The organism is Mesorhizobium sp. ESP7-2 (assembly GCF_020164715.1).
GTDB lineage: Bacteria > Pseudomonadota > Alphaproteobacteria > Rhizobiales > Rhizobiaceae > Mesorhizobium.
This window is the reverse complement of record NZ_JAIUGQ010000022.1, coordinates 80,746-105,056: the sequence shown is the minus strand read 5'-3', so window position 1 is coordinate 105,056 and position 24,311 is coordinate 80,746. Positions and strand designations below refer to the sequence as shown.

Below are 24,311 nucleotides of genomic sequence, written 5' to 3'. Positions count from 1 at the left end.
GGCAGCGCTAATTCTACAACGCCGGCGATTGACGAAACCGGTAATGGCAGTCGATCTCCCCCCTTGAGGGGGAGATGTCCGGCAGGACAGAGGGGGGCGCCTAGCACCATGCTTTCGTCCCCTCAGCCCACGGCCCCCGCCAGCTACCTCAAGATGCCTCACGCCGAAAAAGGCCTCGCCGTCGGCCTATTCGGGGGTTCGTTCAACCCGCCGCATGCCGGCCACGCATTGGTTGCCGAAATCGCTTTGCGGCGCCTGGCGCTCGACCAGCTGTGGTGGATGGCAACCCCAGGCAATCCGTTGAAGAGCGCCAGGGAATTGGCGCCGCTGGTCGAACGGCTGCAGCTGTCGGAGCGGATCGCCAAGAACCCGAAGATCAAGGTCACCGCCTTCGAGGCGGCACACAATGTGCGCTACACCGCCGACACGCTGGCTCTGGTCAAGGCGCGCAATCCCGGCGTCGACTTCGTCTGGATCATGGGTGCGGATAGCTTGCGCGATTTCCATCACTGGCAGCGCTGGCGCGAGATTGTGCTCACCTTTCCGATCGCGGTCATCGACCGCCCGGGCGCCACGCTGTCGTTCCTATCGTCGGTTGTCGCCAAGACCTTCGATTACGCCCGCATCGACGAAGGAGATGCGCCAAGGCTTGCGCGGATGAAGGCGCCGGCCTGGACTTTCATTCACGGTCCGCGTTCCTCGCTGTCGTCGACCGCGATCCGCAAGCTGGCGAGGGGATAAGGCCTCCCCGGAGCGGGAAGAGCCAGCGTTTTTCGGACGCCCGGCATGTCGTTTTTACAGCGGTGGTTTCCCAGCCAATCAGCGATGCTGGCCGGCCATGGCAATTCAAACCAAGACCCAATCCGCAGTCGATCCGCAACAAGGCAGTGCACCCACGCCGCTGATCGCGATTGCCAGCGTCATCGTGTCGATGGCGCTGATTGCGATCGGCAACGGGTTGATGTTCGCCTATATCCCCGTTCGGCTCGGCGCCGAGGGTTTCGATCCGACCTGGGCAGGGCTGATCGTCACCGGCCTGTCGGCCGGCGGCCTTGCCGGCTGCATATTGACCGGGCCGCTGGTGCGCAGGGTCGGTCACGCACGTGCCTTCATGGTGCTGTCGGCGCTGATCGCGCTGTCCAATGCGGCCATCGGCGCCGGGCCGCACCCGCTGCTGTGGATCGTCGCACGCGCGCTTTACGGCTTTGCCATATGCGGCCTGTTCATCGTCGCGCAGAGCTGGCTCAACGACGCGCTGCCGAACGCCATACGCGGCCGGGTGATGGCCGTGTTCTACGTCGCCTACATTGCCGGCCTTGGCGTCGGCTATGCGACGCTTGCCGTCATCGACATCCACACGGCCGCCGCGTCGCTGATCGGCATTGCCTTTACCGCTCTGTCGATCCTGCCTGTCGGCATGACGCGCCTTGCCCAGCCGCCGGCGCCGCGGGCGGCTTCGGTGGCGTTGCGCCAGGCGTGGCGGATTTCGCCGGTCGGCGTCGCCGGTATGCTGGCGGTCGGCGGCCTGTCGATGATCATTTCCGGCTTCGCGCCCATCCACGCCACAGCAAAGGGCTACAGCCAGGCCGATGTCGCGCTGCTGTTGTCGGCAATGCCGGTCGGCACGCTGATCCTGCAGATACCGCTCGGCTGGCTTTCCGACCGCACCGACCGGCGCTACGTGCTTGCCGGCGCCGCGGCGCTCGCGGTCGTCGCCAGCGTGCTGGCCGTCGCCTTCGACGGCGGTGCGCTGATGGCCCTGGTGGTGATCTACCTGATCTGGGACGGGGCGGCGGAATCGATCTACGCGCTCTCCAGCGCGCATGCCGCCGACCGCGCCAGGAAGGATGAACTGCTTGCCCTGTCGAGTTCGATGCTGTTTGCCTGGTCGCTCGCCGGCTTCATCGTGCCAGGCATCGTCACCGTACTTTCCGCCGTCTTCGGCACGGCAACCTTTATCTATGTCGGCATCGTCATCGCCTCGGCATTCTGCCTGTTCGTATTGTGGCGGGTGATCGCGGCGCGGCCCGTTCCGGCGGCCGCCACCGGCAGTTTCGCGCCGATGTCGGCGCAAGCACCGTTGCCGGTGGAACTCGCCTTCGCGCCGGACGAAGAGGGCCGCCACAGGAGCGACTGATTACTGCTTGTGGGCTTCGGGCGCTTCCGGAGGTGGCAGTGGGATGGAAATGCGCTCGCTGTCGAAGGCCTGCTTGGCGCGTTTCGTCATGTCGATCTGGGTGGCGAAATAGTCCGCAGCCGCGGTCCAGTAGCGCAAGGTGAGCGAAACGGTCGTATCGCCGAGCCCGGCCACGAAGGCGATCGGTCCCGGTTCGCGGCGGATGCGCTTCTCGGCGCCGGCAATGGCAAGCAATGTCTTCTGCGCGCCGTCTATGTCGTTCCAGGAGCCGATGCCGAGCGTGATGTCGGTGCGGCGCACGCCGTTGCGGGTGAAATTGCGTACCGGCTGGTTCCACAGCGTCGAATTGGGCGCCAGTATGTAGACGCCGTCGGCGGTCCTGAGCTTGGTGGCGAAGAGGCCGATTTCCTCGACCGAACCGGCAATGGCGCCGACCTCGACGGATTCGCCGATGCGGAACGGCCGCAGCGCGAGCAGCATGATGCCGGCCGCGATGTTCTGCAGCGTGCCTTGCAAAGCGAGGCCGATGGCCAGGCCGATGGCGCCGATCGCAGCGATGATCGATGCGGTCTGCACGCCGAACTGGCCGAGCACCATGATGACGACGAGGATCAGGATGGCGTAGCGGACGATCTTGGAAAAGAAATGCCGCAGGGTCGCGTCGAATCCGTGGATATGGCCGAGGCCAGCCGAGATCGAGCGCTCGGCAAGGTTGGCAACGATGTAGCCGACCACCAGGAGGATGACGGCGCCGATGGCGGAGAAGGAATAGGAGACGATCAGCGTACTCATCTGCGCAAGGCCGGCCTGGACGGTGAGAAGGGTGTTTTGCGGGTCGATCGGCATGACGTGATTCCGGTTGGTCGGTCAGCCGATAACCGCTGCGGAACGCCTGGGTTCCGATGTTTTGCGTCTCGCGCGGAACAATATGCCGGTCGGCGAGTTCGCATGAGTTGGGGCTCCGTCTTGAAACTGCAACGGAACTCTGCCTATCTAAGGGGTGTCACCTGCTTTCAGGGGTGATTTGGTTGTTCTTGCTGCGAAAGGAAATACACTGAGAACAGCACTGCGGAAGAAGGCCGATATCATGCCTTCGCCGGCCAGGATCAGCGTAGACGACGCCGTGTCCCGTGCCATCAAGACAGTCCTTGCCAGTCTGGAAGACTCCAAGGCCGAGAATATTGTCTCAATCGACATTCAGGGGAAATCGAGCCTCGGCGACTACATGGTCGTCGCGTCGGGTCGATCGCACCGTCATGTCGCGGCTGTCGCCGATCATCTCCTCAAGGCGCTCAAGGATGCCGGCCTCGGCTCCGCGCGCGTCGAGGGGCTCTCCGGCGCCGACTGGGTCCTGATCGATTCTGGCGATATCATCGTCCATGTCTTCCGCCCCGAAGTCCGCGAATTCTACAATCTCGAAAAGATGTGGCAGGCGCCGGATCTCGAGGAAGAGACCCTCCACTGAGCCGATTTTGTTTCGATGCATGTCGTTGTCCCAAAATCGGTTTCCCCTTGGGTGACATGCATTAGCGGCTCATAGAGGCGAGGATGAAGATTTCAGTTCATGCCGTGGGCCGAATGAAAGCCGGCCCCGAGCGGGAGTTGGCCGACCGCTATTTCGAGCGCTTCGCCAAGAGCGGACCCGCCGTGGGGCTCGAATTCGCCGGCATCATCGAGATCGCCGAGGGCCGCGCGCAGAGCGCCAGCGAGCGCCAGCGCGACGAAGGTTCGCGCCTGCAGGCGCAGCTGCAGCCAGGCACGGCATTGATCCTGCTCGATGAAAGAGGCAAGAGCCTGTCCTCGCAGGATTTCGCCGACCGAATCGGACAGTTGCGCGATGGCGGACGCAAGGCGCTGGTGCTGGCCATTGGTGGCGCCGACGGCCACGATCCGCCACTGCGTGACCAGGCCGAGCTGGTGATGTCGTTCGGGGCGCTCACCTGGCCGCATCAGCTGGTGCGCGTGATGCTGGGCGAACAACTCTACAGGGTGGCGACGATCCTGTCGGGCCATCCCTATCACAGATCCTGAAAGCCGCCGGGTCGCACCGAATTTAGCCCCAATGCCGCGTAAAATTCACCGTGGGAGGCTGCTTTTCGTTCGCAGGGCGTTATTGCGAACCGTTTGGGGTGGCGGGCGCCAACATGGTTGATGATTCGTTAACGAAGCCGCGGATAGAATCGATCGCGAATGGCTGAAGGCTGGAAATCGACGACGGGCTCATCGACCGGGGGCTCCTGGCGCGCGCGCTGCGGTATCGCGGCGGCGGCGGTGCTTCTGTCGCTCCATGCGGTGCGGGCCGAAAACAATCTCGACATGGCCCCCGATCCGGACCAGAGCCGCGCCGAATACGAGCAGGTTTCCAAGGAAATAACGCTGTCGTCGGAACGGCTGGCAAAGCTCGCCGCCGATATCGCCGCGGTCAAGAAGGACCACGCCTCGATCACCGCGGCACTCATCCAGTCGGCGATGACCGAACAGAAGCTTGGCCAGGACATCGAGGACATCGGCGCCAAGCTGGAAGGGCTGAAGGGCCAGCAACAGAAGATCCGCGCCTCACTGGCGGCGCGGCGCGACGTGTTGGCAGAAGTGCTGGGCGCCCTGCAGCGCATGGGGCTCAATCCGCCGCCGGCGATCCTGGTCAAGCCGGAGGACGCGCTCTCGTCGGTGCGCAGCGCCATCCTGCTCGGCGCCGTGGTGCCGGAACTGCGTCAGCAGACCGACAGCCTGCTGGCCGACCTCAAGGAGCAGACCCGGGTGACGGCCTCGATCGAGGCCGAACGGGCGCGGCTGACGGCTGCGGTCGGCGACCAGGCGGCGGAGAAGAAGCGGCTCGGCATGCTGCTGGAGGCCAAGCAGAAGCTCGAGGCCGACACGAAGGCACAGATGGCGGCCGAACAGCAGCGTTCCGAGCAGTTGGCGGCCAGGGCCAGCAGCCTGAAGGATCTGATCGCCTCGCTCGAAGCGCAGGCGGACAAGAACCGCAAGGCCGCCGATGCCGCGAAGGCAGCCGCCGCGGGCCAGGCCGGCGGCACCGAGCCCGGTGGCGACCAGACGGCATCGCTGCCGGTTCCCGAAGGCAACAGGTTGACCGCGGCGGCGCCTTTCTCGGCACTGCAGGGACAGATCGCCTTGCCGGTCACCGGCCGCATCAAACGCCGGTTCGGCGCCGACGACGGTAACGGCGCCTTGATGCTTGGGGACATGGTTGCGACACAATCGGGAGCCATCGTTACCGCGCCGGCGGATGGGAATGTGCTTTATGCGGGGCCGTTTCGCTCGTATGGTCAACTCTTGATCCTCAATGCCGGCGACGGTTATCATGTCGTCCTGGCTGGGATGAGCAGAATCAGCGTCGCGACTGGCCAGTCAGTGCTCGCAGGAGAGCCGGTCGGCGCGATGGGAGAAGCCCGGGTGGCAAGCACCTCGGTTTCGAAGAATGGAAATGCCACGCCGGAACTCTATGTCGAGTTCCGCAAGGATGGAAAACCCGTCGATCCGGCCCCATGGTGGGCGGACCGTTTTTCTGGAAGGACGTGAAATGATGCGGAAACTGTCGCTTCTGTTTGCCGGTGCGCTGATGGGCGCGTCCGCCATGAGCCTTGTCTATGGCGCACCCGGCTCGGCGGCGAACGCTGCAGGGTCGGAGACCTACAAGCAACTGGCGATCTTCGGTGACATCTTCGAGCGGGTGCGGGCACAGTATGTGACCCCGCCCGACGACAAGTCGCTGGTCGAGAACGCCATCAACGGCATGCTTTCCTCGCTCGACCCGCATTCCTCGTACATGAACGCCGAACAGGCGCAGGACATGCGCGTGCAGACCAAGGGCGAGTTCGGCGGCCTCGGTATCGAGGTCACCATGGAGAACGACCTGGTCAAGGTGATCACGCCGATCGACGACACGCCGGCCGCCAAGGCGGGCGTGCTGGCTGGCGACTATATCGCCAAGATCGACGGCGAGGAGGTTCGCGGCCTGACGCTCAACGACGCGGTCGACAAGATGCGCGGCCTGGTCAATACGCCGATCAAGCTGACCATCCTGCGCCAGGGCGCCGACAAGCCGATCGAGCTGACCGTCGTGCGCGACATCATCAAGGTCAAGGCGGTCAAGTTCCGGGTCGAGAACGACATCGGCTACATGAAGATCACCTCCTTCACCGAAAAGACCTATGACGACCTCGAGAACGCCATCGACACCATCAAGAAGCAGGTGCCGGACGACAAGCTCAAGGGCTATGTGCTCGATCTGCGCCTCAACCCGGGCGGCCTGCTCGACCAGGCGGTGAGCGTCTCGGACGCCTTCCTCAAGCGCGGCGAGATCGTCTCGACACGCGGCCGCGATCCGAAGGACGTCACCCGCTTCGACGCCAAGCCCAAGCAGACCGACGACATCAACGGCAAGCCGATGATCGTGCTTGTCAATGGCGGCTCGGCCAGTGCGTCGGAAATCGTCGCCGGTGCGCTGCAGGATCTGCGCCGCGTCACGGTGGTCGGCACGCAGTCCTTCGGCAAGGGCTCGGTGCAGACCATCATTCCGCTCGGCGAGAATGGCGCGCTCAGGCTGACGACGGCGCTCTACTACACGCCGTCGGGCAAGTCGATCCAGGGCAAGGGCATCACGCCCGACATCAAGGTCGACCAGCCGTTGCCGCCGGAACTGCAGGGCAGGGATTTGACGCGCGGCGAGTCCGACCTCAAGGGCCATATCAAGGGCGCCGACGAGAGCAAGACCGGCTCCGGCTCTGCAGCCTATGTGCCGCCGGATCCGAAGGACGACCTGCAGCTCATCTACGCCGAGCAGCTGCTGCGCGGCCAGAAGACCGATCCGGCCTTCCCGCCCAATCCGGAAAAGGCCGTGCTCAACCAGTAAGGCCGGCAACCGGTCTGGCCGGTTGAACGAAGCAATGCGATGCTGCCGGGGCCGAAAGGTTCCGGCAGTTTGATTCGGGGGCAGGACCGGACCTCCAGATACGGCGCCAAAGGGCGCCAGGATTGATGAATTCGTGCATGTGTTGCCGAAGGAGGTCGCCTTCGGACCGTGCACCGGGGACAGGGCTTGGCTGATATCGGCAAGGACATCGAACGCCCGCTTGGACAGACTGTCCGGGCGCCGCGTGCCGCCGGCAAGATCAGCGTAGGCATGATCGCGGCAAGCGCGGTGGTGCTGGCCGTGGTCGGCGTCTCGGCCGCGATCGCGCTCAGGGAAAAGCCGTTTCGAAAACCGCAGGAAGTCGCCGTTTCGATGCCGAAAGTGACAGCGGCTGCCGAGCCCGCCGCGTCGCCTCCCGGGTTGGCCCCGGCAGCGACGCCAAAGGTGGATACGCCGGCGAAGACGGGCGGTCCGCAGATCATCCATGTACAGACGGAAGAAGGCGATGGCCCGCCCAAGGCGGCAATCGTCATTCGCGATCCGTCGACCGTCGGCCAGAACCTCAAGATCGCGCATATTCCCGATAGGGCGCTGATCGAAACCAGTGAAACCGGGCCCTTGCCGATGCGTTCCGCCGATGGTCGGCGGCCGTTCGACGTCTATGCGCGGCCATGGTCCGGCGCGCGTGGCGCACGTGTGGCGATCGTCATCGGCGGGCTCGCTGTTTCACAGACCGGTACCCAGGCGGCGATTGCCAAGCTGCCGGCGGAAGTGACGCTGGCCTTCGCGCCGCAGGGCAACAGTATCGGTCGCTGGATGCAGGCCGCGAGGCAGAGCGGCCACGAGATCGTCATGCAGGTGCCGCTCGAACCGTTCGACTACCCCAACGTCAACCCCGGCCGCAACACGCTGACGGTGGCGGCGACCCCCGACGAGAATCTCAGGAATCTGCACTGGGCGCTGTCGCGGACGACGAACTATACCGGTGTCATGAACTATATGGGCGCGCGTTTTTCCTCCGACGCGGCGGCGATGCAGCCGTTCATGGCCGAGCTCGGCAAAAGGGGCCTCGCCTATATCGACGACGGCTCGTCGGCGCGCAGCCTGGCTCCAGACATGGCGCTGAAGGACGGCGTGCCCTTCGTCGCCGGCGACATGGCGATCGACGCGGTGCAGGATCGCGGCGCCATCCTGAAGAAGCTCGACAGTCTCGAAGCGACCGCGCGTGCCAAGGGTACCGCCGTCGGCATCGGCTCGGCTTTCGACCTGACGGTCGACACGGTGTCGTCATGGGTGGTCGAGGCCAAGAAACGAGGCATCGAGATCGTGCCGATTTCAGCGGTGGCTGTCGATCCGCAAAAAGGCTGACAGCCGTCTTGATAATTCTACTCCGGCGGGCATCTGGCGGCGCTTTCTGCGCTTCCGGTCCTCGCGCACTTTAAGTACGCTCCGCTCCGGTTCTCGAAGTCACTCGCCACCTGCCTCACCAGAGCGAATTCTCAAAACGGCTGGAACTTTACTTATGGCAAAAAAAGTCGACCGCGAAACGCTGCCCTATCGCCCCTGTGTCGGGTTGATGATTCTCAATGGCGAGGGGCTGGTCTGGGTCGGGCATCGCATCGCCGAACCCGACAGCGAGTTCGCCGGCACGACGCAGCTCTGGCAGATGCCGCAAGGCGGCATCGACACGGGCGAGGAGCCGCTGCAGGCGGCAGAGCGGGAGCTCTATGAGGAGACCGGCATGCGCAGCGTCTCGCTGCTGGCCGAGGCGCCGGACTGGATCAACTATGACCTACCGGATCATCTCGTCGGCATTGCGTTCAAGGGCAGGTATCGCGGTCAGACGCAGAAATGGTTCGCGTTCCGCTTCCATGGCGATACCAGCGAGATCCAAATCAATCCGCCGCCGGGCGGCCACACCGCCGAATTCGACAAATGGTCGTGGCGGTCGATGCAGGATCTTCCCGACCTTATCGTGCCGTTCAAGCGCAGCGTCTATGAAGACGTGGTGGCGGCGTTCCGGCACTTGGTGCCATAGCTGGACGAGTGCGACTGGGTTTGAAGGACCTTGGTTGCCGCGCCGGCGCGTCGGTTCTATTGATGCTAATCCGCTACAAGGAGGGTCGCCATGAACGACGCCCCCACAACATTGCTGCCCGATGATGTCGCTGCCGTAAGCGAGGCGGCGGCCGGGGCGATTCTCACCATCGATCTCGGTGCGATCCGCGAAAACTATCGGCGGCTGAAGGCAAGGCTGGGCGGTGCACGCTGCGCCGGCGTGGTCAAGGCCGACGGCTACGGTCTCGGCGCGAGCCAAGTGGCATCGGCGCTGGCGGAAGAAGGCTGCGACATCTTCTTCGTCGCGCTGCTGGCCGAAGGCATCGCGCTCCGCAAGGCGATCGGGGCCGGACCTGAAATCTACGTGCTGAACGGACTGCCGCCGGGCTCCGAGCCGGAAGCGGTCGCGTCCGATCTCTGCGCGGTCGTCAACAGTAGCGCGCAGTTGAAGGCCTGGCGTGCGGCGGCACATCGCGCTGGCCGAAAACTTCCGGCCGCCATCCAGGTCGACAGCGGCATGTCGCGGCTTGGCATGGCACCAGCCGAAGTCGAGGCGCTGGCCCGGGATGGCAGCGCGTTCGACGGCGTCGGCGTCAGATATGTGATGAGCCACCTGGCCTGCGCCGACGAGCCGCGCCATCCCGCCAATGAACAGCAGCGGCTGGCCTTCGAACGGTTGCGCGCCATGCTGCCAGGGGCGCCCGCCTCGCTCGCCAATTCCTCCGGCATCTTTCTCGGGCCGTCCTATCATCATGGTCTCGTCCGCCCCGGCGCCGCGCTCTACGGCATCAATCCGACGCCTGCCGAACCCAACCCGATGCTGCCGGTGGTGCGGCTGCAGGCCAAGGTGGCGCAGACGCGCAACGCCGAAAAAGGCACAGGCATCGGCTATGGCCATACCTATCATGCGGAAGGGCCGCTCAGTCTGGCGACGATCTCGTTCGGCTATGCGGATGGCTGGCTGCGCCGGTCCGCGTCGGCCGCCTGGTTCGAGGGGGCGCGCCTGCCTTTCCTCGGACGCGTGTCGATGGATTCGATCATTCTCGACATTTCCGCCTTGCCGTCCGGCAAGCTTCGCGAAGGGGATCTCGTCGAACTGCTCGGCCCTTCGCAAAGCGTCGACGAAGCCGCCGGCCATGCCGGCACCATCGGTTACGAAATCCTGGCCAGTCTCGGCAGGCGGTTCCACCGGCGCTATGTCGGTGGTTGAGCGGTTTGGCCGCGCTTGACAAGCGGACGTCTGTCGGCAAGGTTCGGCGCATGAGCAACCTCGCTTATATCAGAACCTTGTTCAGGGTCTGCCCGATCGCGGGATCGTAGCCCCGGCGCGGCCGCCTTCCGGCGTTCGTCCGTACCGGGGCATCCATACATCCACCCATCGCCATCAAGCCGCACCGCTCCCCGCGGCTGCCGGCTTTCATCAGGCCGCCATCAGCGCGGCAAGCGCGCATCCGTCCGATGCGCCGATCCATGAGGTTTGCCATGCAACATGCAACGGGACTGCGTCCATCCGCCCAGGTTCTGATCAGCGACACCGAGCATGAAAGGTTGACCGGCCTGGCCAGGACCGTGCTCGACCGCGCGCCCGAGACGGCCGAAGAGCTGCTGGCGGAACTGGATCGGGCGGTGGTCACCGAAGCGGCGGCAATTCCGGCCGGCGTGGTGCGAATGGGCTCGACAGTCACGGTTCGCGGTGAAGTCGGTGACATCAAGCGCATCACGCTGGTCTATCCGGGCGACGCCGACATTGCCGAAAACCGGATCTCGGTGCTGACGCCGATGGGAACGGCGCTTGTCGGCGCCAGCATCGGGCAAGTGGTGTGCTGGAGCGGTCGTGGCGGCCACAAACTGTCGGTGACCGTGGAGGCCGTCGATACGCCCGCCGGCGGCGGCGAGCACTGATCGTGGAGGCGGTGATGAAAAGCGGGAGCTGCCAGCTGACCACGAAGGATTTCGCCGTCCTGGAGGTGATGCTCGAGCGCCGACGGGCCTTCGCGGATCCGATGGTCCGGATGATCGAAGAGAAGCTTTCCAATGCCCGCGTCGTGCCCATCGAGTCGGTCGAACCCGATATCGTGACGCTGAACAGCCGGGTGGTGTTTTGCGTCGATGCCGGTGCGACCGAGACGCGCACCCTGGTGCAGAACGAAGTGCGCGGACCGGTCGGCTCCAGCCTGTCGCTGGCAACCAGACGCGGGCTGTGCATGCTTGGCATGGCGCAAGGCCAGACGGCCTCGCTCGAGCATCCCGACGGCAGGCGCGAATCGATCCGGATCAAGGCGGTGCTCTATCAGCCGGAAGCCGCGCGGCGGGCAGCCCGGGAAAGAGCCGCCGCCGGCGGACCGCGGCCGCACGGCCTGACCCTCGTCTACAGCGCCGACACCTCCATCCGGCCTCTTGGCGGGACGGCAGGAATGCGGCAGACAGGGAGAGACGACGATCCGGGTCCGTCGGCGGCGTGAAAAGCCACGGCGCATGGTCGCGAAGACGAATCGATTTTCGCCGGTGATCGTGCGCAAATCGCAGATGCTGCCGTGTCCATCGGCGTGAAGGACATGGCGTAAGGAGTGAATGATGAAGATCATGGTGCTGGGCAGCGGCGTCATCGGGGTGACCACGGCCTACTATCTCGCCGAGGCCGGCCACGAGGTGACGGTGATCGACCGCCAGAAAGGCCCGGCGCTGGAGACCAGCTTTGCCAATGCCGGTGAGATTTCGCCCGGCTATGCCTCGCCTTGGGCCGGCCCCGGCATTCCGCTCAAGGCGATCAAGTGGCTCTTGATGAAGCATGGCCCGCTGGTGGTGCGGCCGGCATTCGACCCGCCTATGTGGACATGGCTGGTCAAGATGCTGCGCAACTGCACCGCCGAGCGCTACGCCATCAACAAATCGCGCATGGTGCCGCTGGCGGAATACAGCCGTGACATGCTGAAGGCGCTGCGCGAAGCAACGGGCATTGCTTATGACGAGCGGACCCAGGGCACGCTGCAGCTGTTTCGCACGCAAAAGCAGCTCGACGGCACGTCAGGCGATGTCGAGGTGCTGAAGAAATATGGCGTGCCCTATGAAGTCCTCGATCCGGACGGCTGTGTCGCGGCCGAGCCGGCGCTGGCCGGGGTGCGCGAGAAGTTCGTCGGCGGTCTCAGGCTGCCGCATGACGAGACCGGCGACTGCAAGATGTTCACCGACAAGCTGACCGAGCTCTGCGTGGCGCGCGGTGTCAAGTTCGAATACGACGTGACGATCTGGCGCGTCATCCGCAGTCGCAATCGGGTCGCCAACCTGAGCACCAGCAAGGGTTGGAAGGGGGCCGATGCCTACGTCATGGCGTTGGGCAGCTATTCGGCGGGCTTCATGCGCCGGATGAAGCGGCCGATCCCGGTCTATCCGGTCAAGGGCTATTCGATAACAGTGCCGATCAAGGACGCCGCCTTGGCCCCGGTGTCGACGGTGATGGACGAAACCTACAAGGTCGCGATCACCCGGCTCGGCGACCGCATCCGCGTCGGCGGCACGGCCGAGATTTCCGGTTTCGATCTCAGGCTGCACGAATCGCGGCGCCGCACCCTCGAACACTCGGTCGGCGATCTCTTTCCCGGCTCCGGCGCCATGCGCGAGGCGACGTTCTGGTGCGGGCTGCGGCCGATGACTCCGGACGGACCGCCGCTGATCGGCCGCACCGAACTTTCCAACCTCTTTCTCAACACAGGCCATGGAACGCTCGGCTGGACCATGGCCTGCGGCTCGGCCAAGGTGCTGGCCGACATCATCTCGAACCGGGTGCCCGACATCGACGTGCGCGCCCTGGCGCAGGAGCGCTATCTGAAATAGCCGCCCGCGCGTCTGGCCGACTCGCATTGTTCTTTGCTTTGACGCATGTCGTCGCCCCAAAACCGGGCCACCTTTGGGCGACATGCATCAGAACGCCTGCCTGACCCAGGCCTCGTCGAACAGCAGCCGGTAGGCCCACGGGATCATCACATTGGTGGAAACCGGGTTCGAGTGGGCGAGGTAGTCGTCATAGACCGGCTTCATCCTGGCGTAGAAGGCGGGGTCGAGCACCATCATGCCGTTCTCCGAATCGTGGAAGAAGCTGCGGTTGTTGAGGTTGACCGAGGAGATGGCGACCAGCCTTTCATCGATCATCATGATCTTGGAATGCAGCACCACGTCGGGTGCCTTGAACTCGCGGATGTCGATGCGGTCGCCATATTTCTCGACGAACAGCTTGTTGAGCGCGGTGAGGAACTTGCCGCCGATATCGCCCTTGAGGTCGATGCGACCGACGATGTCGATCTTGACGCCACGGGCGAGCGCCCTGTCGAAGGCGCGGGCGAGGCTCGGCGTCAGATTGAGGTAAGGGTTGACGATCTGGATATGGTGCTGGGCGGCGTCGACCAGTTCGACGAAATAGGCCTCCAGCGCATGGTCGTCCTCATAGGGCATCGAAATGAAATGCCGGGCATTGCCTCGGGGGTGGCCGCCGGCGTGGACCGGGATGGAGAAGGGGCGCGCCAGGTTGGTGTCGGCGTCGCGCAGCCATATCGTCGACAGATGCGCGGCGAGTGTCTCGACCGTCGCCTTGTCGGCGAACTCGATGTCGAAGTCGCTCCAGTTCGAATAGTAGTTCAGCGAAAAGCCGTCGGTCTTGCCGTATTGCTCGAGGTCCGGGTAGCGCGACAGGTCGATCGGCTGATGGAACAGGAAACCGTCATGGATGTTGCGGCCGCCGATGATGACGCGCGAACGCGCGGGGTCCCGCGCCAGCGTCGCCAGCATCTTGATATGATGGACTTTGTGCAGTTGTGAAATCTGTTCGTCGATCGGCGCGCCATGGTCTGCCTGCCAGCGATATTCCTGCAGCTCGACATTGGGGAATTCGGCCGCCAGGCGGTGCAGCATGGCGTCGTCCTTGTCGCGCTCCAGCACGTCGGTGACCATGATGCGGACCTTGGTGCCAAGCGCTGCATGGTGGCGGATCAGCCGTTCCATGATGCAGCCGGAAAAGTCGGCCTTGAATTCGAGCGAGGACAGATAGATCAGCTTCAGCCTTGGCGCCCTGGAGAAATCGAGCGGCAGCTCGGGGTCGCCTCTGTCTATTGCCGCATCCGACAGCGGCGCCCCCATCAGCGCCTCGACCTTGGCGTTGAAGCCGTCTCTCGACTTGCGCAGCAGCTTGGGCTCGCCGATCGGCAAGGCGCAGGTCTGCGACAGCCAGCGGCTGGCATAGAAGGCGCGTTCAAGCGCGTCGAGGCCGACGCCATTGGGGACCGGGCAGCGCTGGTAGCGGCTGTCGAAGCTGGAGAGCCCCGGATCCGCGGTCTCTTCGCGCAGGATCATGAGTGGCGCGCCGGCCGGGGCAAGGCTGGAGCGGATTCTTGCCGTGCAGCGGTTCAGGCTGTCGCCCGGGAACAGGCTGACGGTGTCGTCTCCGCCCGACAGGCGAAAGCGAAATGCCGAGCCGGCGGAGATGGTGCGTGAGGCTCCGGCGGCGCGGATCGCCAATGCGCCGTCGCAAGTGCCTTCGATGTCGGCAGGCTGCTCGCCCGCCTGGCGCACGACGATCTCGGTGCTGCGTGCCTGCAGGCCGGAGAAATCGAAAGTCTTGGGGGCCGAGGGCCGCGCCGCCGCATCGATGTAGAGCGTCTGCCGCGACGCCCGCCAGCGGCCGTCGAAATGGCCGTCGCCGCTGCCTGTGCCGGCCGGCGGCAGATGTGCGTTGGCGACGGGTCCGGCCAGTTGCCGCAGCGTCGAATATGTCGCCTGGAAATCGCGGTTCTGGACATCGCGGCGGTTGCGCCCGAACGGGCCGGTGCCGTTGGCACGGTCCATGGCGCCGAGCTGGTTATTGGCGAGCAGCGCCAGGAACCGTTTTTCATAGTCGCTGCCGCCGTCATTACCAAAGAACTGCGCCGCCGCGATCCGCGGCCCGGGCGTGCCGGCCGACAGCGAGGGCCGTGCGCAAGCCTCTTGTCCCGCCAGGAGGTCGCAGGCATTGCGGCCCGTACCGGCACAACCGGCAAGGGCGATGAGCCCGAACAGGGCGAGGATGACGGCCGTGCGGAGGTTCAACCGGCGGCTCCGGCCTTCATCGCGCTCAACTGCGCCGGGTCACGCGGCGGCATGAACCCGTGCGGAAAGACCTTGCAGACAGGGATGGCGAAGGTGGCGATCAGTAGGTCCGCCTCTCTGCGCATCTTGCGGGGCGCCGTCCTGTCATCGCGGATTGCCCTGGCCGAGGCGACAAGGGCGCCATCGCAATCGCAATGGTTGCGGCGGGCGATGTAGCAGGCGTCATGGATTCGACAAACGGCGTCGAGGCGGTCGACCGGCCGGGCCGACAGATCGCCGGTGCGGGTGCCGGGACCGCAGTAATTGCCGATGACGAAAGGCGAGGGACGCGCCATGACGTAGCGGATCGGTTTGGGCAATTCGGCTTCCGGCATTTTTGTCCATGGATTGGCGCATGCGGAGACGAACAGCAGCGGCAGGATGGCAAGAACGGCTCGCATATCTATCCGCGCCAGCTTTCTGAAAGATTTCCCACCCGGCGCCCCGCCTCTCATGGCCGAGGCCGCATGCCTGATGCCACACTGGCTGGTTTTGTGGCAAGGAAAAGACGGCGTGTGGGGACCTGGGCCGTGTTTTTGCCGTGACGGTGCTTCTACAGGAAGAGGCTTCGTTCCCGCTCCACCGCCTTGGTGATGAAACTGGCGACGATCTGGACGCGGCGCAGCGGCCTGACCGATTCGTGATAGACCAGCCAGTAGGCGCGGCGGATGGGCGCGACCACATCGACGGCCACCAGCTCCGGCATCGAGCGGGCGACGAAGGTGTGCAGGATGCCGATGCCGGCGCCGGAGCGCACGGCTTCGGCTTGGCCGAGCGCCGAGGAGATGGCGAAACTGGTGCGCCATTCCGCGCTGAATTCCGCGGCATAATCGAGCGAAGGGCTGACGATGAGGTCCGGCACATAGCCAATGAGGGTGTGCTGGCCGAGTTCGGCGGCGGTTTTGGGCAGGCCATGCGCGTCGACATAGGCGCGAGAGGCGAACAGGCCGAGCGAATAGTCGACCAGCTTTCCCGCCACCAGCCGGCCTTCGGTCGGCCGCTCGACGGTGATCGCGATATCGGCCTCGCGCCGCGACAGTGAGAAGGAGCGCGGCACTGGCACGAGCTGGATGGTGAGTTCGCGGTGAAGGGTGGTGAGTTCGCCCAGCCGCTTGGCCAGGAAGGCGACGCCGAAGCCATCGGGCGCGCCGATGCGCACGGTTCCGGAAACATCGTCGCCCTCGCCTGATATGGTCGAGCGGGCGGCGATCATGTCGCCCTCCATGCGCTCGGCGATGTCGAGGAAGCGCTCGCCGGCCGGCGTCAGCTCGCTGCCGGTGGTCAGCCGGCGGAAGAGTTTCGTCCTCAGGGCTTCCTCGAGGGCCGCGATGCGGCGCGAGACGGTGGCATGGTTGAGCTCCAGCCGCCGCGCCGCGCCAAGGATCTGGCCGGCGCGCGCCACGGCGAGGAAGATGCGGACGTCATCCCAATTCATGGGGATGCTCTGGCAGGACAGAGGGGGGCGCCACGGAACTCAACATAACCATTCCAGCGATGATGAGAATCCCTACCATTTGCGGCAATTGATGGACAGGCCTTGCTTGTTATCTATTTTTCGCACAACGGTTGCGTTCTCCCTCGCGTTGCCTTCGCCGCCGCAAAGGCGGACAATGCTGCCATCACAAACAAAGGGAGAGAAATCATGATCGACTACGGTCATTTCATCGGCGGCAAGCGTGTCGCCGGCACCAGCGGCCGCAAGCAGGACGTCATGCAGCCGATGGACGGCACCGTGCGCGGCACGGTGGCGCTGGCCTCGCAGGCGGAACTGCGCGCGGCGGTCGAGAACGCCAAGGCCGCACAGCCCAAATGGGCGGCGACCAATCCACAGCGCCGCGTGCGCGTGCTGATGAAATTCCTCGAACTGGTCGCCCGCGACTATGACGAACTGGCCGAGATCCTGGCGCGCGAACATGGCAAGACCATCGCCGACGCCAAGGGCGACATCCAGCGCGGCCTCGAAGTGGTCGAAGTCTGCATCGGCGCGCCGCATATGATGAAGGGTGAGTTCACCGACGGCGCCGGCCCCGGCATCGACGCGTATTCGATGCGCCAGCCGCTCGGCGTCGTCGCCGGCATCACGCCGTTCAACTTCCCGGCGATGATCCCGCTGTGGAAGATTGCCCCGGCGCTGGCCTGCGGCAACGCCTTCATCCTGAAGCCTTCCGAGCGCGATCCGGGCGTGCCGATGCGCATCGCCGAATTGTTCCTGGAGGCCGGTCTGCCGGCCGGCATTCTCAACGTCGTCAACGGCGACAAGGAGGTGGTCGACGCCATCCTCGACGATCCCGACATCAAGGCCGTCGGCTTTGTCGGCTCGACGCCGATTGCTCAGTACATCTATGCGCGCGGCTGTGCGGCCGGCAAGCGCGTGCAGTGCTTCGGCGGCGCCAAGAACCACATGATCATCATGCCCGACGCCGACATGGACCAGACCGTCGACGCGCTGATCGGCGCCGGCTACGGCTCGGCCGGCGAGCGCTGCATGGCGATCTCGGTGGCCGTGCCGGTTGGCAACGACACCGCCAACCGGCTGATGGAGAAGCTCGTCCCTCGCGTCGAGAGCCTGAAGGTCGGCCCGTCGACGGATTCGGCCGCCGATTTCGGCCCGCTGGTCACCGCCCAGGCGCTGGAGCGCGTCAAGGGCTACGTCGACACCGGCGTCAAGGAAGGCGCCAAGCTCGTCGTCGACGGCCGCGGCTTCAGGATGCAGGGCTATGAGGACGGCTACTATATGGGCGGTTGCCTGTTCGACAACGTCACGCCCGACATGCGCATCTACAAGGAAGAGATCTTTGGGCCGGTGCTGTCCGTGGTACGCGCGCCGACCTATGAGAATGCCCTCAAGCTCGCCAACGACCATGAGATGGGCAATGGCGTTGCCATCTTCACCCGCGACGGCGACGCGGCGCGCGACTTCGCCAGCCGTGTCCAGGTCGGCATGGTCGGCATCAACGTGCCGATCCCGGTGCCGATCGCCTACTACACCTTCGGCGGCTGGAAGGCGTCTTCCTTCGGCGACCTCAACCAGCACGGCCCGGACGCGTTCCGCTTCTACACCAAGACCAAGACGGTGACCTCGCGCTGGCCGTCCGGCATCAAGGATGGTGCGGAGTTCGTCATCCCGACGATGAACTAGCCGGACGATTTCTTGCTTGCGCGTCCTCGCCTTCGGCTGCGGGCGCGCGGGCAGGCATCAAGGACGGCGCCGAGTTCGTCATTCCGACGATGAACTAGCCGGACGATTTCTTCGTCCGGTCTTACTCGCCGCAGGGCGGATGAGAAGATCGATTGAACCTGAGGCCTAAGTCCCCGGACTTGGGCCTTTTGTTTTGCAAACGCTAATGTGATGGAACCGGCGAGGCTCGCAGGACTTAGGGCTGCAATCCTGCCGTGGAGGAGGCGCGGCAGACAACCAGAGCGCCGCACGGCGGCCGGTGGCATTGCATCGTCCGGCGCAAGGAGGTGTCAGATGACACGACGTCTTATGGCGACAATGTTCGTTGCGGCGATGGCGATGTGCTCGGGCGCTGCTCAGGCAAATGCGGCCGGGCAATGCGCGGCGCGCGCCGATATCGTGAAAGCGCTCGGTGAGAACTTCCACGAAAGCGAAGCCGGGCGCGGCCTGATCAACCCCAATGTGGTCCTCGAGGTGTTCGTTTCGGAACAAGGCAGTTGGACGGTTCTGGCTTCCGACACGAAGGGCCAGAGTTGCATCCTGTCGGTCGGCGAGGGCTGGGACAGCCCAACGATCAAGGCGGCTTTGCCAGGCGCTTGACTCAGCGTGTCGCGGCCACCTCGGCATGGCCGCGCAGCAGCGCCATCAGTTTCTTGGCGTCCTTGGCGGCGCCTTCCTCGTCGCCGTCCAGGATCGAGCGGATCAATGCGACATGGTGCTCGGCGGATTCAGCCAGTCCGGTGTCCGCCTTGTAGCGGAACCAGAAGCGGCGGCTGTGGGTCTGCAGGGGGGCGGCCAGCCGGGCGGCGAACGGGTTGTCGGCGGCCAGCGCCAGCGACTCGTCGAGTGCCTTGTCGGCCTGGATGAAGGCAAGCACATTGCCCGAGATGACCGCTTTCTGCATGGCGAGCGCGGCCTCGTGAAACAGGTCGGCGGCCTCGCGGGTGACGAAGCGGGCGGCTGATCGTGCGAGCACCACCTCGACGCCGCGCCGGGCGTCGAGCACGCGCAGCCAGTCGCCGGGATGCAGAGGCGCTATCGCAATGCCGGCACGGGGCCTGACGTCGAGCAGTCCTTCCCAGGCCAGCCGCTGGATCGCCTCGCGCACGGGCGTGCGGCCGAGCGCCAGCCGCTCGATCAAGGAACCCTCGGTGATAAAACTCGCCGGGGCCAGTTCGAGCGTGACGATCATGTGTTCAAGGATGCGATAAGCCTTGATCGCCGCAGGCTCGGACACAGTGCTTGCTTCCATGGATATCAAAGGCGGTCTCCTGATATATCAAAAATATATCATAACAGATTCCGCATTGACAGCGGCTTTCCTAACAGATATACGGCTGATATATCAGATGGAGAGATAGCCATGTGGACCGGAGTTTTCCCCGCCGTCACGACCAAATTCACCGCCGACGACCGGCTCGATCACGCGGAGATGGAGCGTTGCTTCAGCTTGCAGATGGAGGCCGGCTGCGACGGCATCATTGTCTGCGGCTCGCTCGGCGAGGGGCCGATGCTGTCGCCTGACGAGAAGATCGAGGTGCTGAAGACCGCGCAGAAGGTCGCGGGCAAGAAGCCGGTGCTGCTGACCGTCAACGAGGCCGGCACCCGCGAGGCCGCCAGCATTGCCAGGCGCGCCGCCAAGGAAGGCGCCAACGGCCTGATGGTGGTGCCGAGCCCGATCTACCACACCAACGCCGAAGAGACGGTGGCGGCCCTGCGCGCCGTCGCCGAGGCCGGCGACCTGCCGGTCATGATCTATTCCAACCGGCTCGCCTACCGCGTCGACGTCACCGTCGACCAGATGGAGGAGTTGGCATCGGACAAGCGCTTCGTCGCCATCAAGGAATCCTCCGACGACATCCGCCGCTCGACCGAGATCATCAACCGCCTGGGCAGCCGCTACGACCTGTTCACCGGCGTCGACAATCTCGCCTTCGAGGCGCTGTCGGTCGGCGCCATCGGCTGGGTGGCCGGCCTGGTCACCGCCTTCCCGCGCGAGACCGTCGCCATCTACCAGCTGATGAAGCATGGCCGCCGCGAAGAGGCGCTCGCCATCTACCGCTGGTTCCGGCCGCTGCTCGACCTCGATGTCTCGACCTACCTGGTGCAGAACATCAAGCTTGCCGAAGTGTTCGCCATCAACACCAATGACCGCGTGCGCATGCCGCGCATGCCGCTGTCGGGCGAACGCCGCAAGACCGTCGAGAAGATCGTCAAGGATGCGCTCGCGGTACGGCCGACGCTGCCGCAGTTCTAAGGAGAGTTCTCTTCTCCCCGTTCGCGGGGAGAAGATGGCGGCAGCCAGAAGAGGGGCAGCGCCCACGTGCAAGGAAAGTCCAAATCGACAGACGAGGGGATTCGCCCCTCATCCGCCCTTCGGGCACCTTCTGGCCGTGAACGGGGAGAAGGGACAGACATCGCCATCGTCGGCGGCGGCATCATCGGCATCTGCGCGGCTGCCTTCCTTGCCGAGGCGGGGCTGGATGTCACGGTTTTCGACCGCACGGGCATCTGCGAGGAGACGAGCTCCGGCAACGCCGCTGCCTTTGCCTTTTCCGACGTGCTGCCGCTGGCGCACAAGGGCATGATCCGGCAGCTGCCGAAATGGCTCGCCGATCCGCTCGGCCCGCTCAGCATCCCGCCGGCCTATCTGCCGAAGCTGCTGCCCTGGCTGATCCGGTTCTGGCGCGCCGGCGCGCCTGCGAAATACGAGGCGAGCCTGATGGCACAGGCCGGCATGATGAAACTTGCCGAAGCCGAATGGATGGATCTGCTCGATCGTTCCGGCACACGGCCGATGCTTCGCGAGGACGGTTCGCTCGAGCTCTACGAAAGCGAAGCCGATTTCCGCGCCTCGCTGTCGGGCTGGGCGGCGCGCGAGCGTTTCGGGATCGGCTTCCGTCATGTCGAAGGCGAAGAACTGGCGGGCTTGCAGCCGGGGTTGTCACCGCGTTTCGTCAAGGGCACCTTCGTGCCGGGATGGAAGACGGTCGCCGATCCGAAACTGCTCGGCAAGGCAGTATGGGCTTACGCGCAGTCCAAGGGCGCCCGATTCGAGGTGGCCCGCGTCGACCGTGTCGCCGCGGATCAGGACGGCGTGACGCTGACGCTGGCCGATGGCACGAGCAGGCAAGCCAGGCGCCTTGTTGTCGCGGCGGGCGCGTGGTCGCACCTCCTGGCGCGGCAGCTTGGCGATCGCATTCCGCTGGAGACTGAACGCGGCTACAACACGACGCTGCCGACGAGCGCCTTCGACGTCAGGCGGCAGCTGATCTTTTCCGGTCATGGCTTCGTCATCACTCCGCTCGAAACGGGCCTGCGCGTCGGCGGTGCCGTGGAGCTCGGCGGCATCGAGCGGCCGCCCAATTTCAACAGGTCGAAAGCGCTCTTGCAGAAGGCGCAGAAATTCCTGCCGGGGCTCGATCCCTCGGGCGGGCGCGAATGGATGGGGTTCCGGCCCTCGCTGCCGGATTCGGTGCCCGTGATCGGCAAGGCGACGCGAAGCCGCTCGGTGATCTACGCCTTCGGCCACGGCCATCTCGGCCTGACCCAGGCTGCTGCAACCGGGCGGTTGATCAGGGAATTCGTTCTGGGGCAGACTTCGTCCGTCGATCTGGCCCCCTTCGGCCCACAACGATTTTGATTTTTTCGGGTTTTGATCTTGAGGAGCGACATGGCCAAGAAATCCTTCTTCTGCATCGACGGCCACACCTGCGGCAACCCGGTGCGGCTGGTCGCCGGCGGCGGTCCGCTGCTGCAGGGCTCGACGATGATGGAACGGCGCGCGCATTTCCTCGCCGAATATGACTGGATCCGCACCGGCCTGATGTTCGAGCCGCGCGGCCATGACGTGATGTCCGGCTCGATCCTCTATCCGCCGACACGCGAGGATTGCGACATCGCCATCCTGTTCATCGAGACGTCCGGTTGCCTGCCCATGTGCGGCCACGGCACCATCGGTACGGTGACGATGGCCATCGAACACGGGCTGATCAAGCCGAAGACGCCCGGCGTGCTCAGGCTCGACACACCGGCCGGCCTGGTCATCGCCGAATACAAGCAGGTCGGCGAGTATGTCGAGGAGGTGCGCATCACCAATGTGCCGTCCTTCCTCCACGCCGAAGGCCTGACGGTCGAATGTCCCGGGCTCGGCGAGATCACCGTCGATGTCGCCTATGGCGGCAATTTCTACGCCATCGTCGAACCGCAGGCGAACTATCGCGACATGGCCGATTATTCCGCCGGCGACCTCATCGCCTGGAGCCCGGTGGTGCGGCAGCGGCTCAACGAGAAATATTCCTTCGTTCATCCGGAGAATCCCGGCATCACCGGGTTGTCGCACATGCTGTGGACCGGCAAGCCGACGGTCGATGGAGCCGATGCCCGTAATGCCGTCTTCTACGGCGACAAGGCGATCGACCGCTCGCCCTGCGGCACCGGCACATCGGCGCGCATGGCGCAGCTTCACGCCAAGGGCAAGCTTAGTGCAGGCGACGCCTTCGTCCATGAATCGATCATCGGTTCGCTGTTCAAGGGCAAGGTCGAAAAGGAGGTCACCGTGGCTGGTAAGCCGGCGATCATCCCTTCGATCGGCGGCTGGGCACGCATGACCGGACTGAACACCATCTTCATCGACGACCGCGATCCGTTCGCGCATGGTTTCGTGGTCAAGTAGGAGAATCCTGACCTTGCGGAAAGGAGTGTGACGAAAAAACGAACCATGTCAGGAACGCAACGATTCTTCTCATCACCTAATTTTGACGGCGATTTCTTCGAAACGGAGCGCATGATGCAGCCCAATCGTCAAAGACATTGCGTTGTGCCAATGATAGGGTCCGCGATAGTCCAGGGGCTGGGCGCGAAAAGCGGGCGATCGGGAAGACGTGACTTGGAACCACGCGGAGCGGTCGAAAAAATCACGTTGCAATCCGGGCTCGAAACTTTACGACTAGGGGAAATACGAAAAGGAATGCGTCTGCATGGGCGACATTCCAGGGGAGCCATGTACACATGCAGTACTTTGTCCAGCAGCTTATCAACGGGCTGACGCTGGGATCGATCTATGGGCTGATCGCGATCGGCTACACGATGGTCTACGGCATCATCGGCATGATCAATTTCGCCCATGGCGACATCTTCATGGTGGGCGCCTTCACGGCGCTGATCGTCTTCCTCATCCTCGGCGCGCTGTTTTATTCGGTGCCCGTGGTCATCGCGCTGCTGGTCATGATGATCGTGGCGATGCTGCTTACCAGCCTCTACAACTGGACGATCGAGAAAGTGGCCTACCGGCCGCTGCGCGGTTCGTTCCGGCTGGCACCGCTGATCACCGCCATCGGCATGTCGATCGCGCTGTCGAACTTCGTCCAGGTGACGCAAGGCCCGCGCAACAAGCCGATCCCGCCGATGGTAAGCCAAGTCTACAACATCAACGGCGTCAGCGTGTCGCTGAAGCAGATCATCATCGTCATCGTCACCGCTTTGCTGCTGGCGGTGTTCTGGTACCTGGTCAACAAGACTTCGCTTGGCCGGGCGCAACGCGCCTGCGAGCAGGACCGCAAGATGGCCGCACTGCTTGGCATCGACGTCGACCGCACCATCTCGATCACCTTCATCATGGGTGCAGCCCTTGCCGCCGTCGCCGGCACGCTGTTCCTGATGTACTACGGCGTCATCGCCTTCTCGGACGGTTTCGTGCCGGGCGTGAAGGCGTTCACGGCCGCGGTGCTTGGCGGCATCGGCTCGCTTCCGGGCGCCGTGCTCGGCGGGCTCTTGATCGGCTTCATCGAGAGCATGTGGTCGGCCTATTTCTCGATCGACTACAAGGACGTCGCCGCGTTCTCGATCCTGGCCATCGTGCTGATCTTCCTGCCTTCCGGCATATTGGGCCGGCCAGAAGTCGAAAAGGTGTGAGATCATGGCCGTGACCGTATCTCGTGCGAGCGACACCGTCG

The 24,311-nt window shown here is 64.5% G+C and carries 23 protein-coding genes; 18 read left to right on the top strand and 5 right to left on the bottom strand.

The features are described from left to right. Positions 1-153: 153 nt before the first annotated feature. Together LB543_RS20760 and LB543_RS20755 are read left to right on the top strand one after the other, a co-directional pair. Positions 154-741 carry a nicotinate-nucleotide adenylyltransferase gene (locus LB543_RS20760; RefSeq protein ID WP_140810769.1) on the top strand — a complete coding sequence of 196 codons (588 nt, stop codon included), beginning with the start codon at positions 154-156 and terminating at the stop codon, positions 739-741. Between the two features lie 97 nt (positions 742-838). Further along, entirely contained in the window at positions 839-2,137 is a 1,299-nt protein-coding gene (locus LB543_RS20755; RefSeq protein ID WP_224615370.1) for an MFS transporter, read from the top strand. Here the strand turns inward: LB543_RS20755 and LB543_RS20750 are convergent, their stop codons facing one another. After that, on the bottom strand, positions 2,138-2,983 hold the full coding sequence (locus tag LB543_RS20750) for a mechanosensitive ion channel family protein (protein ID WP_140810675.1): 846 nt from the start codon (positions 2,981-2,983) through the stop codon (positions 2,138-2,140). Positions 2,984-3,224: 241 nt separating this feature from the next. Between LB543_RS20750 and rsfS the strand changes: the two genes are divergently transcribed. The 10 genes from rsfS (at position 3,225) to LB543_RS20700 (ending at position 12,899) form a co-directional block, all read left to right on the top strand. Further along, complete coding sequence (gene rsfS / locus LB543_RS20745; protein WP_140754872.1) at positions 3,225-3,602, top strand: ribosome silencing factor; 378 nt, start codon at positions 3,225-3,227, stop codon at positions 3,600-3,602. A gap of 83 nt (positions 3,603-3,685) precedes the next feature. Then, the gene (gene rlmH, locus LB543_RS20740; protein WP_224615369.1) at positions 3,686-4,168 is read left to right on the top strand and encodes a 23S rRNA (pseudouridine(1915)-N(3))-methyltransferase RlmH; all 483 of its coding nucleotides are present in this window, start codon (positions 3,686-3,688) and stop codon (positions 4,166-4,168) included. A 159-nt stretch (positions 4,169-4,327) separates the two neighbouring features. Continuing rightward, the gene (locus tag LB543_RS20735; protein WP_140754868.1) at positions 4,328-5,677 is read left to right on the top strand and encodes a murein hydrolase activator EnvC family protein; all 1,350 of its coding nucleotides are present in this window, start codon (positions 4,328-4,330) and stop codon (positions 5,675-5,677) included. A gap of 1 nt (position 5,678) precedes the next feature. Beyond that, positions 5,679-7,010 (top strand): S41 family peptidase, encoded by a 1,332-nt coding sequence (locus LB543_RS20730; protein WP_167531416.1) that lies wholly within the window; start codon positions 5,679-5,681, stop codon positions 7,008-7,010. A 186-nt stretch (positions 7,011-7,196) separates the two neighbouring features. Further along, entirely contained in the window at positions 7,197-8,378 is a 1,182-nt protein-coding gene (locus LB543_RS20725; protein WP_140754866.1) for a divergent polysaccharide deacetylase family protein, read from the top strand. Positions 8,379-8,532: 154 nt separating this feature from the next. Further along, the gene (locus tag LB543_RS20720) at positions 8,533-9,048 is read left to right on the top strand and encodes an RNA pyrophosphohydrolase (protein ID WP_140754864.1); all 516 of its coding nucleotides are present in this window, start codon (positions 8,533-8,535) and stop codon (positions 9,046-9,048) included. 90 nt (positions 9,049-9,138) lie between these two features. Then, complete coding sequence (alr, locus tag LB543_RS20715; protein ID WP_224615368.1) at positions 9,139-10,278, top strand: alanine racemase; 1,140 nt, start codon at positions 9,139-9,141, stop codon at positions 10,276-10,278. Between the two features lie 272 nt (positions 10,279-10,550). After that, positions 10,551-10,970 carry a nucleoside diphosphate kinase regulator gene (rnk, locus tag LB543_RS20710; protein WP_140754860.1) on the top strand — a complete coding sequence of 140 codons (420 nt, stop codon included), beginning with the start codon at positions 10,551-10,553 and terminating at the stop codon, positions 10,968-10,970. A gap of 14 nt (positions 10,971-10,984) precedes the next feature. After that, positions 10,985-11,530 (top strand): nucleoside-diphosphate kinase, encoded by a 546-nt coding sequence (locus tag LB543_RS20705; protein WP_224591651.1) that lies wholly within the window; start codon positions 10,985-10,987, stop codon positions 11,528-11,530. 112 nt (positions 11,531-11,642) lie between these two features. Continuing rightward, the gene (locus LB543_RS20700; protein ID WP_140755021.1) at positions 11,643-12,899 is read left to right on the top strand and encodes a D-amino acid dehydrogenase; all 1,257 of its coding nucleotides are present in this window, start codon (positions 11,643-11,645) and stop codon (positions 12,897-12,899) included. Between the two features lie 87 nt (positions 12,900-12,986). Here the strand turns inward: LB543_RS20700 and LB543_RS20695 are convergent, their stop codons facing one another. The 3 genes from LB543_RS20695 to LB543_RS20685 form a co-directional block, all read right to left on the bottom strand. Beyond that, positions 12,987-15,140, bottom strand: coding sequence for a phospholipase D-like domain-containing protein (locus tag LB543_RS20695; protein ID WP_140754856.1), 2,154 nt, complete (start codon positions 15,138-15,140; stop codon positions 12,987-12,989). After that, positions 15,137-15,580 carry a hypothetical protein gene (locus LB543_RS20690; protein WP_140754854.1) on the bottom strand — a complete coding sequence of 148 codons (444 nt, stop codon included), beginning with the start codon at positions 15,578-15,580 and terminating at the stop codon, positions 15,137-15,139. Before LB543_RS20690 ends, LB543_RS20695 begins: the two co-directional genes overlap by 4 nt. Before the next feature lie 152 nt (positions 15,581-15,732). Beyond that, positions 15,733-16,614 (bottom strand): LysR family transcriptional regulator, encoded by an 882-nt coding sequence (locus tag LB543_RS20685; RefSeq protein ID WP_224615367.1) that lies wholly within the window; start codon positions 16,612-16,614, stop codon positions 15,733-15,735. A gap of 207 nt (positions 16,615-16,821) precedes the next feature. On the opposite strand from LB543_RS20685, the gene LB543_RS20680 reads away from it, so the two are divergent. Both LB543_RS20680 and LB543_RS20675 read left to right on the top strand, forming a co-directional pair. Further along, entirely contained in the window at positions 16,822-18,318 is a 1,497-nt protein-coding gene (locus LB543_RS20680; protein WP_224591644.1) for a CoA-acylating methylmalonate-semialdehyde dehydrogenase, read from the top strand. A gap of 333 nt (positions 18,319-18,651) precedes the next feature. Then, complete coding sequence (locus tag LB543_RS20675) at positions 18,652-18,957, top strand: hypothetical protein (RefSeq protein WP_224615366.1); 306 nt, start codon at positions 18,652-18,654, stop codon at positions 18,955-18,957. 1 nt (position 18,958) lies between these two features. Here the strand turns inward: LB543_RS20675 and LB543_RS20670 are convergent, their stop codons facing one another. Next, on the bottom strand, positions 18,959-19,609 hold the full coding sequence (locus LB543_RS20670) for a GntR family transcriptional regulator (RefSeq protein ID WP_224615374.1): 651 nt from the start codon (positions 19,607-19,609) through the stop codon (positions 18,959-18,961). 111 nt (positions 19,610-19,720) lie between these two features. Here LB543_RS20670 and LB543_RS20665 point away from each other — a divergent pair, with 111 nt between their 5' ends. The 4 genes from LB543_RS20665 to LB543_RS20650 all read left to right on the top strand — a co-directional run bounded on the left by LB543_RS20665 (position 19,721) and on the right by LB543_RS20650 (position 24,270). Then, a complete protein-coding gene (locus tag LB543_RS20665; RefSeq protein WP_140754844.1) occupies positions 19,721-20,614 on the top strand; it encodes a dihydrodipicolinate synthase family protein in 894 nt (297 codons plus the stop codon). Positions 20,615-20,680: 66 nt separating this feature from the next. Beyond that, positions 20,681-22,000, top strand: coding sequence for an NAD(P)/FAD-dependent oxidoreductase (locus LB543_RS20660; protein WP_224615365.1), 1,320 nt, complete (start codon positions 20,681-20,683; stop codon positions 21,998-22,000). Positions 22,001-22,030: 30 nt separating this feature from the next. After that, positions 22,031-23,032: a 4-hydroxyproline epimerase gene (locus LB543_RS20655; RefSeq protein WP_224615364.1), complete on the top strand. Its 1,002-nt coding sequence runs from the start codon at positions 22,031-22,033 to the stop codon at positions 23,030-23,032. Between the two features lie 335 nt (positions 23,033-23,367). Beyond that, the gene (locus LB543_RS20650) at positions 23,368-24,270 is read left to right on the top strand and encodes a branched-chain amino acid ABC transporter permease (RefSeq protein ID WP_127276526.1); all 903 of its coding nucleotides are present in this window, start codon (positions 23,368-23,370) and stop codon (positions 24,268-24,270) included. Positions 24,271-24,311: the final 41 nt, after the last annotated feature.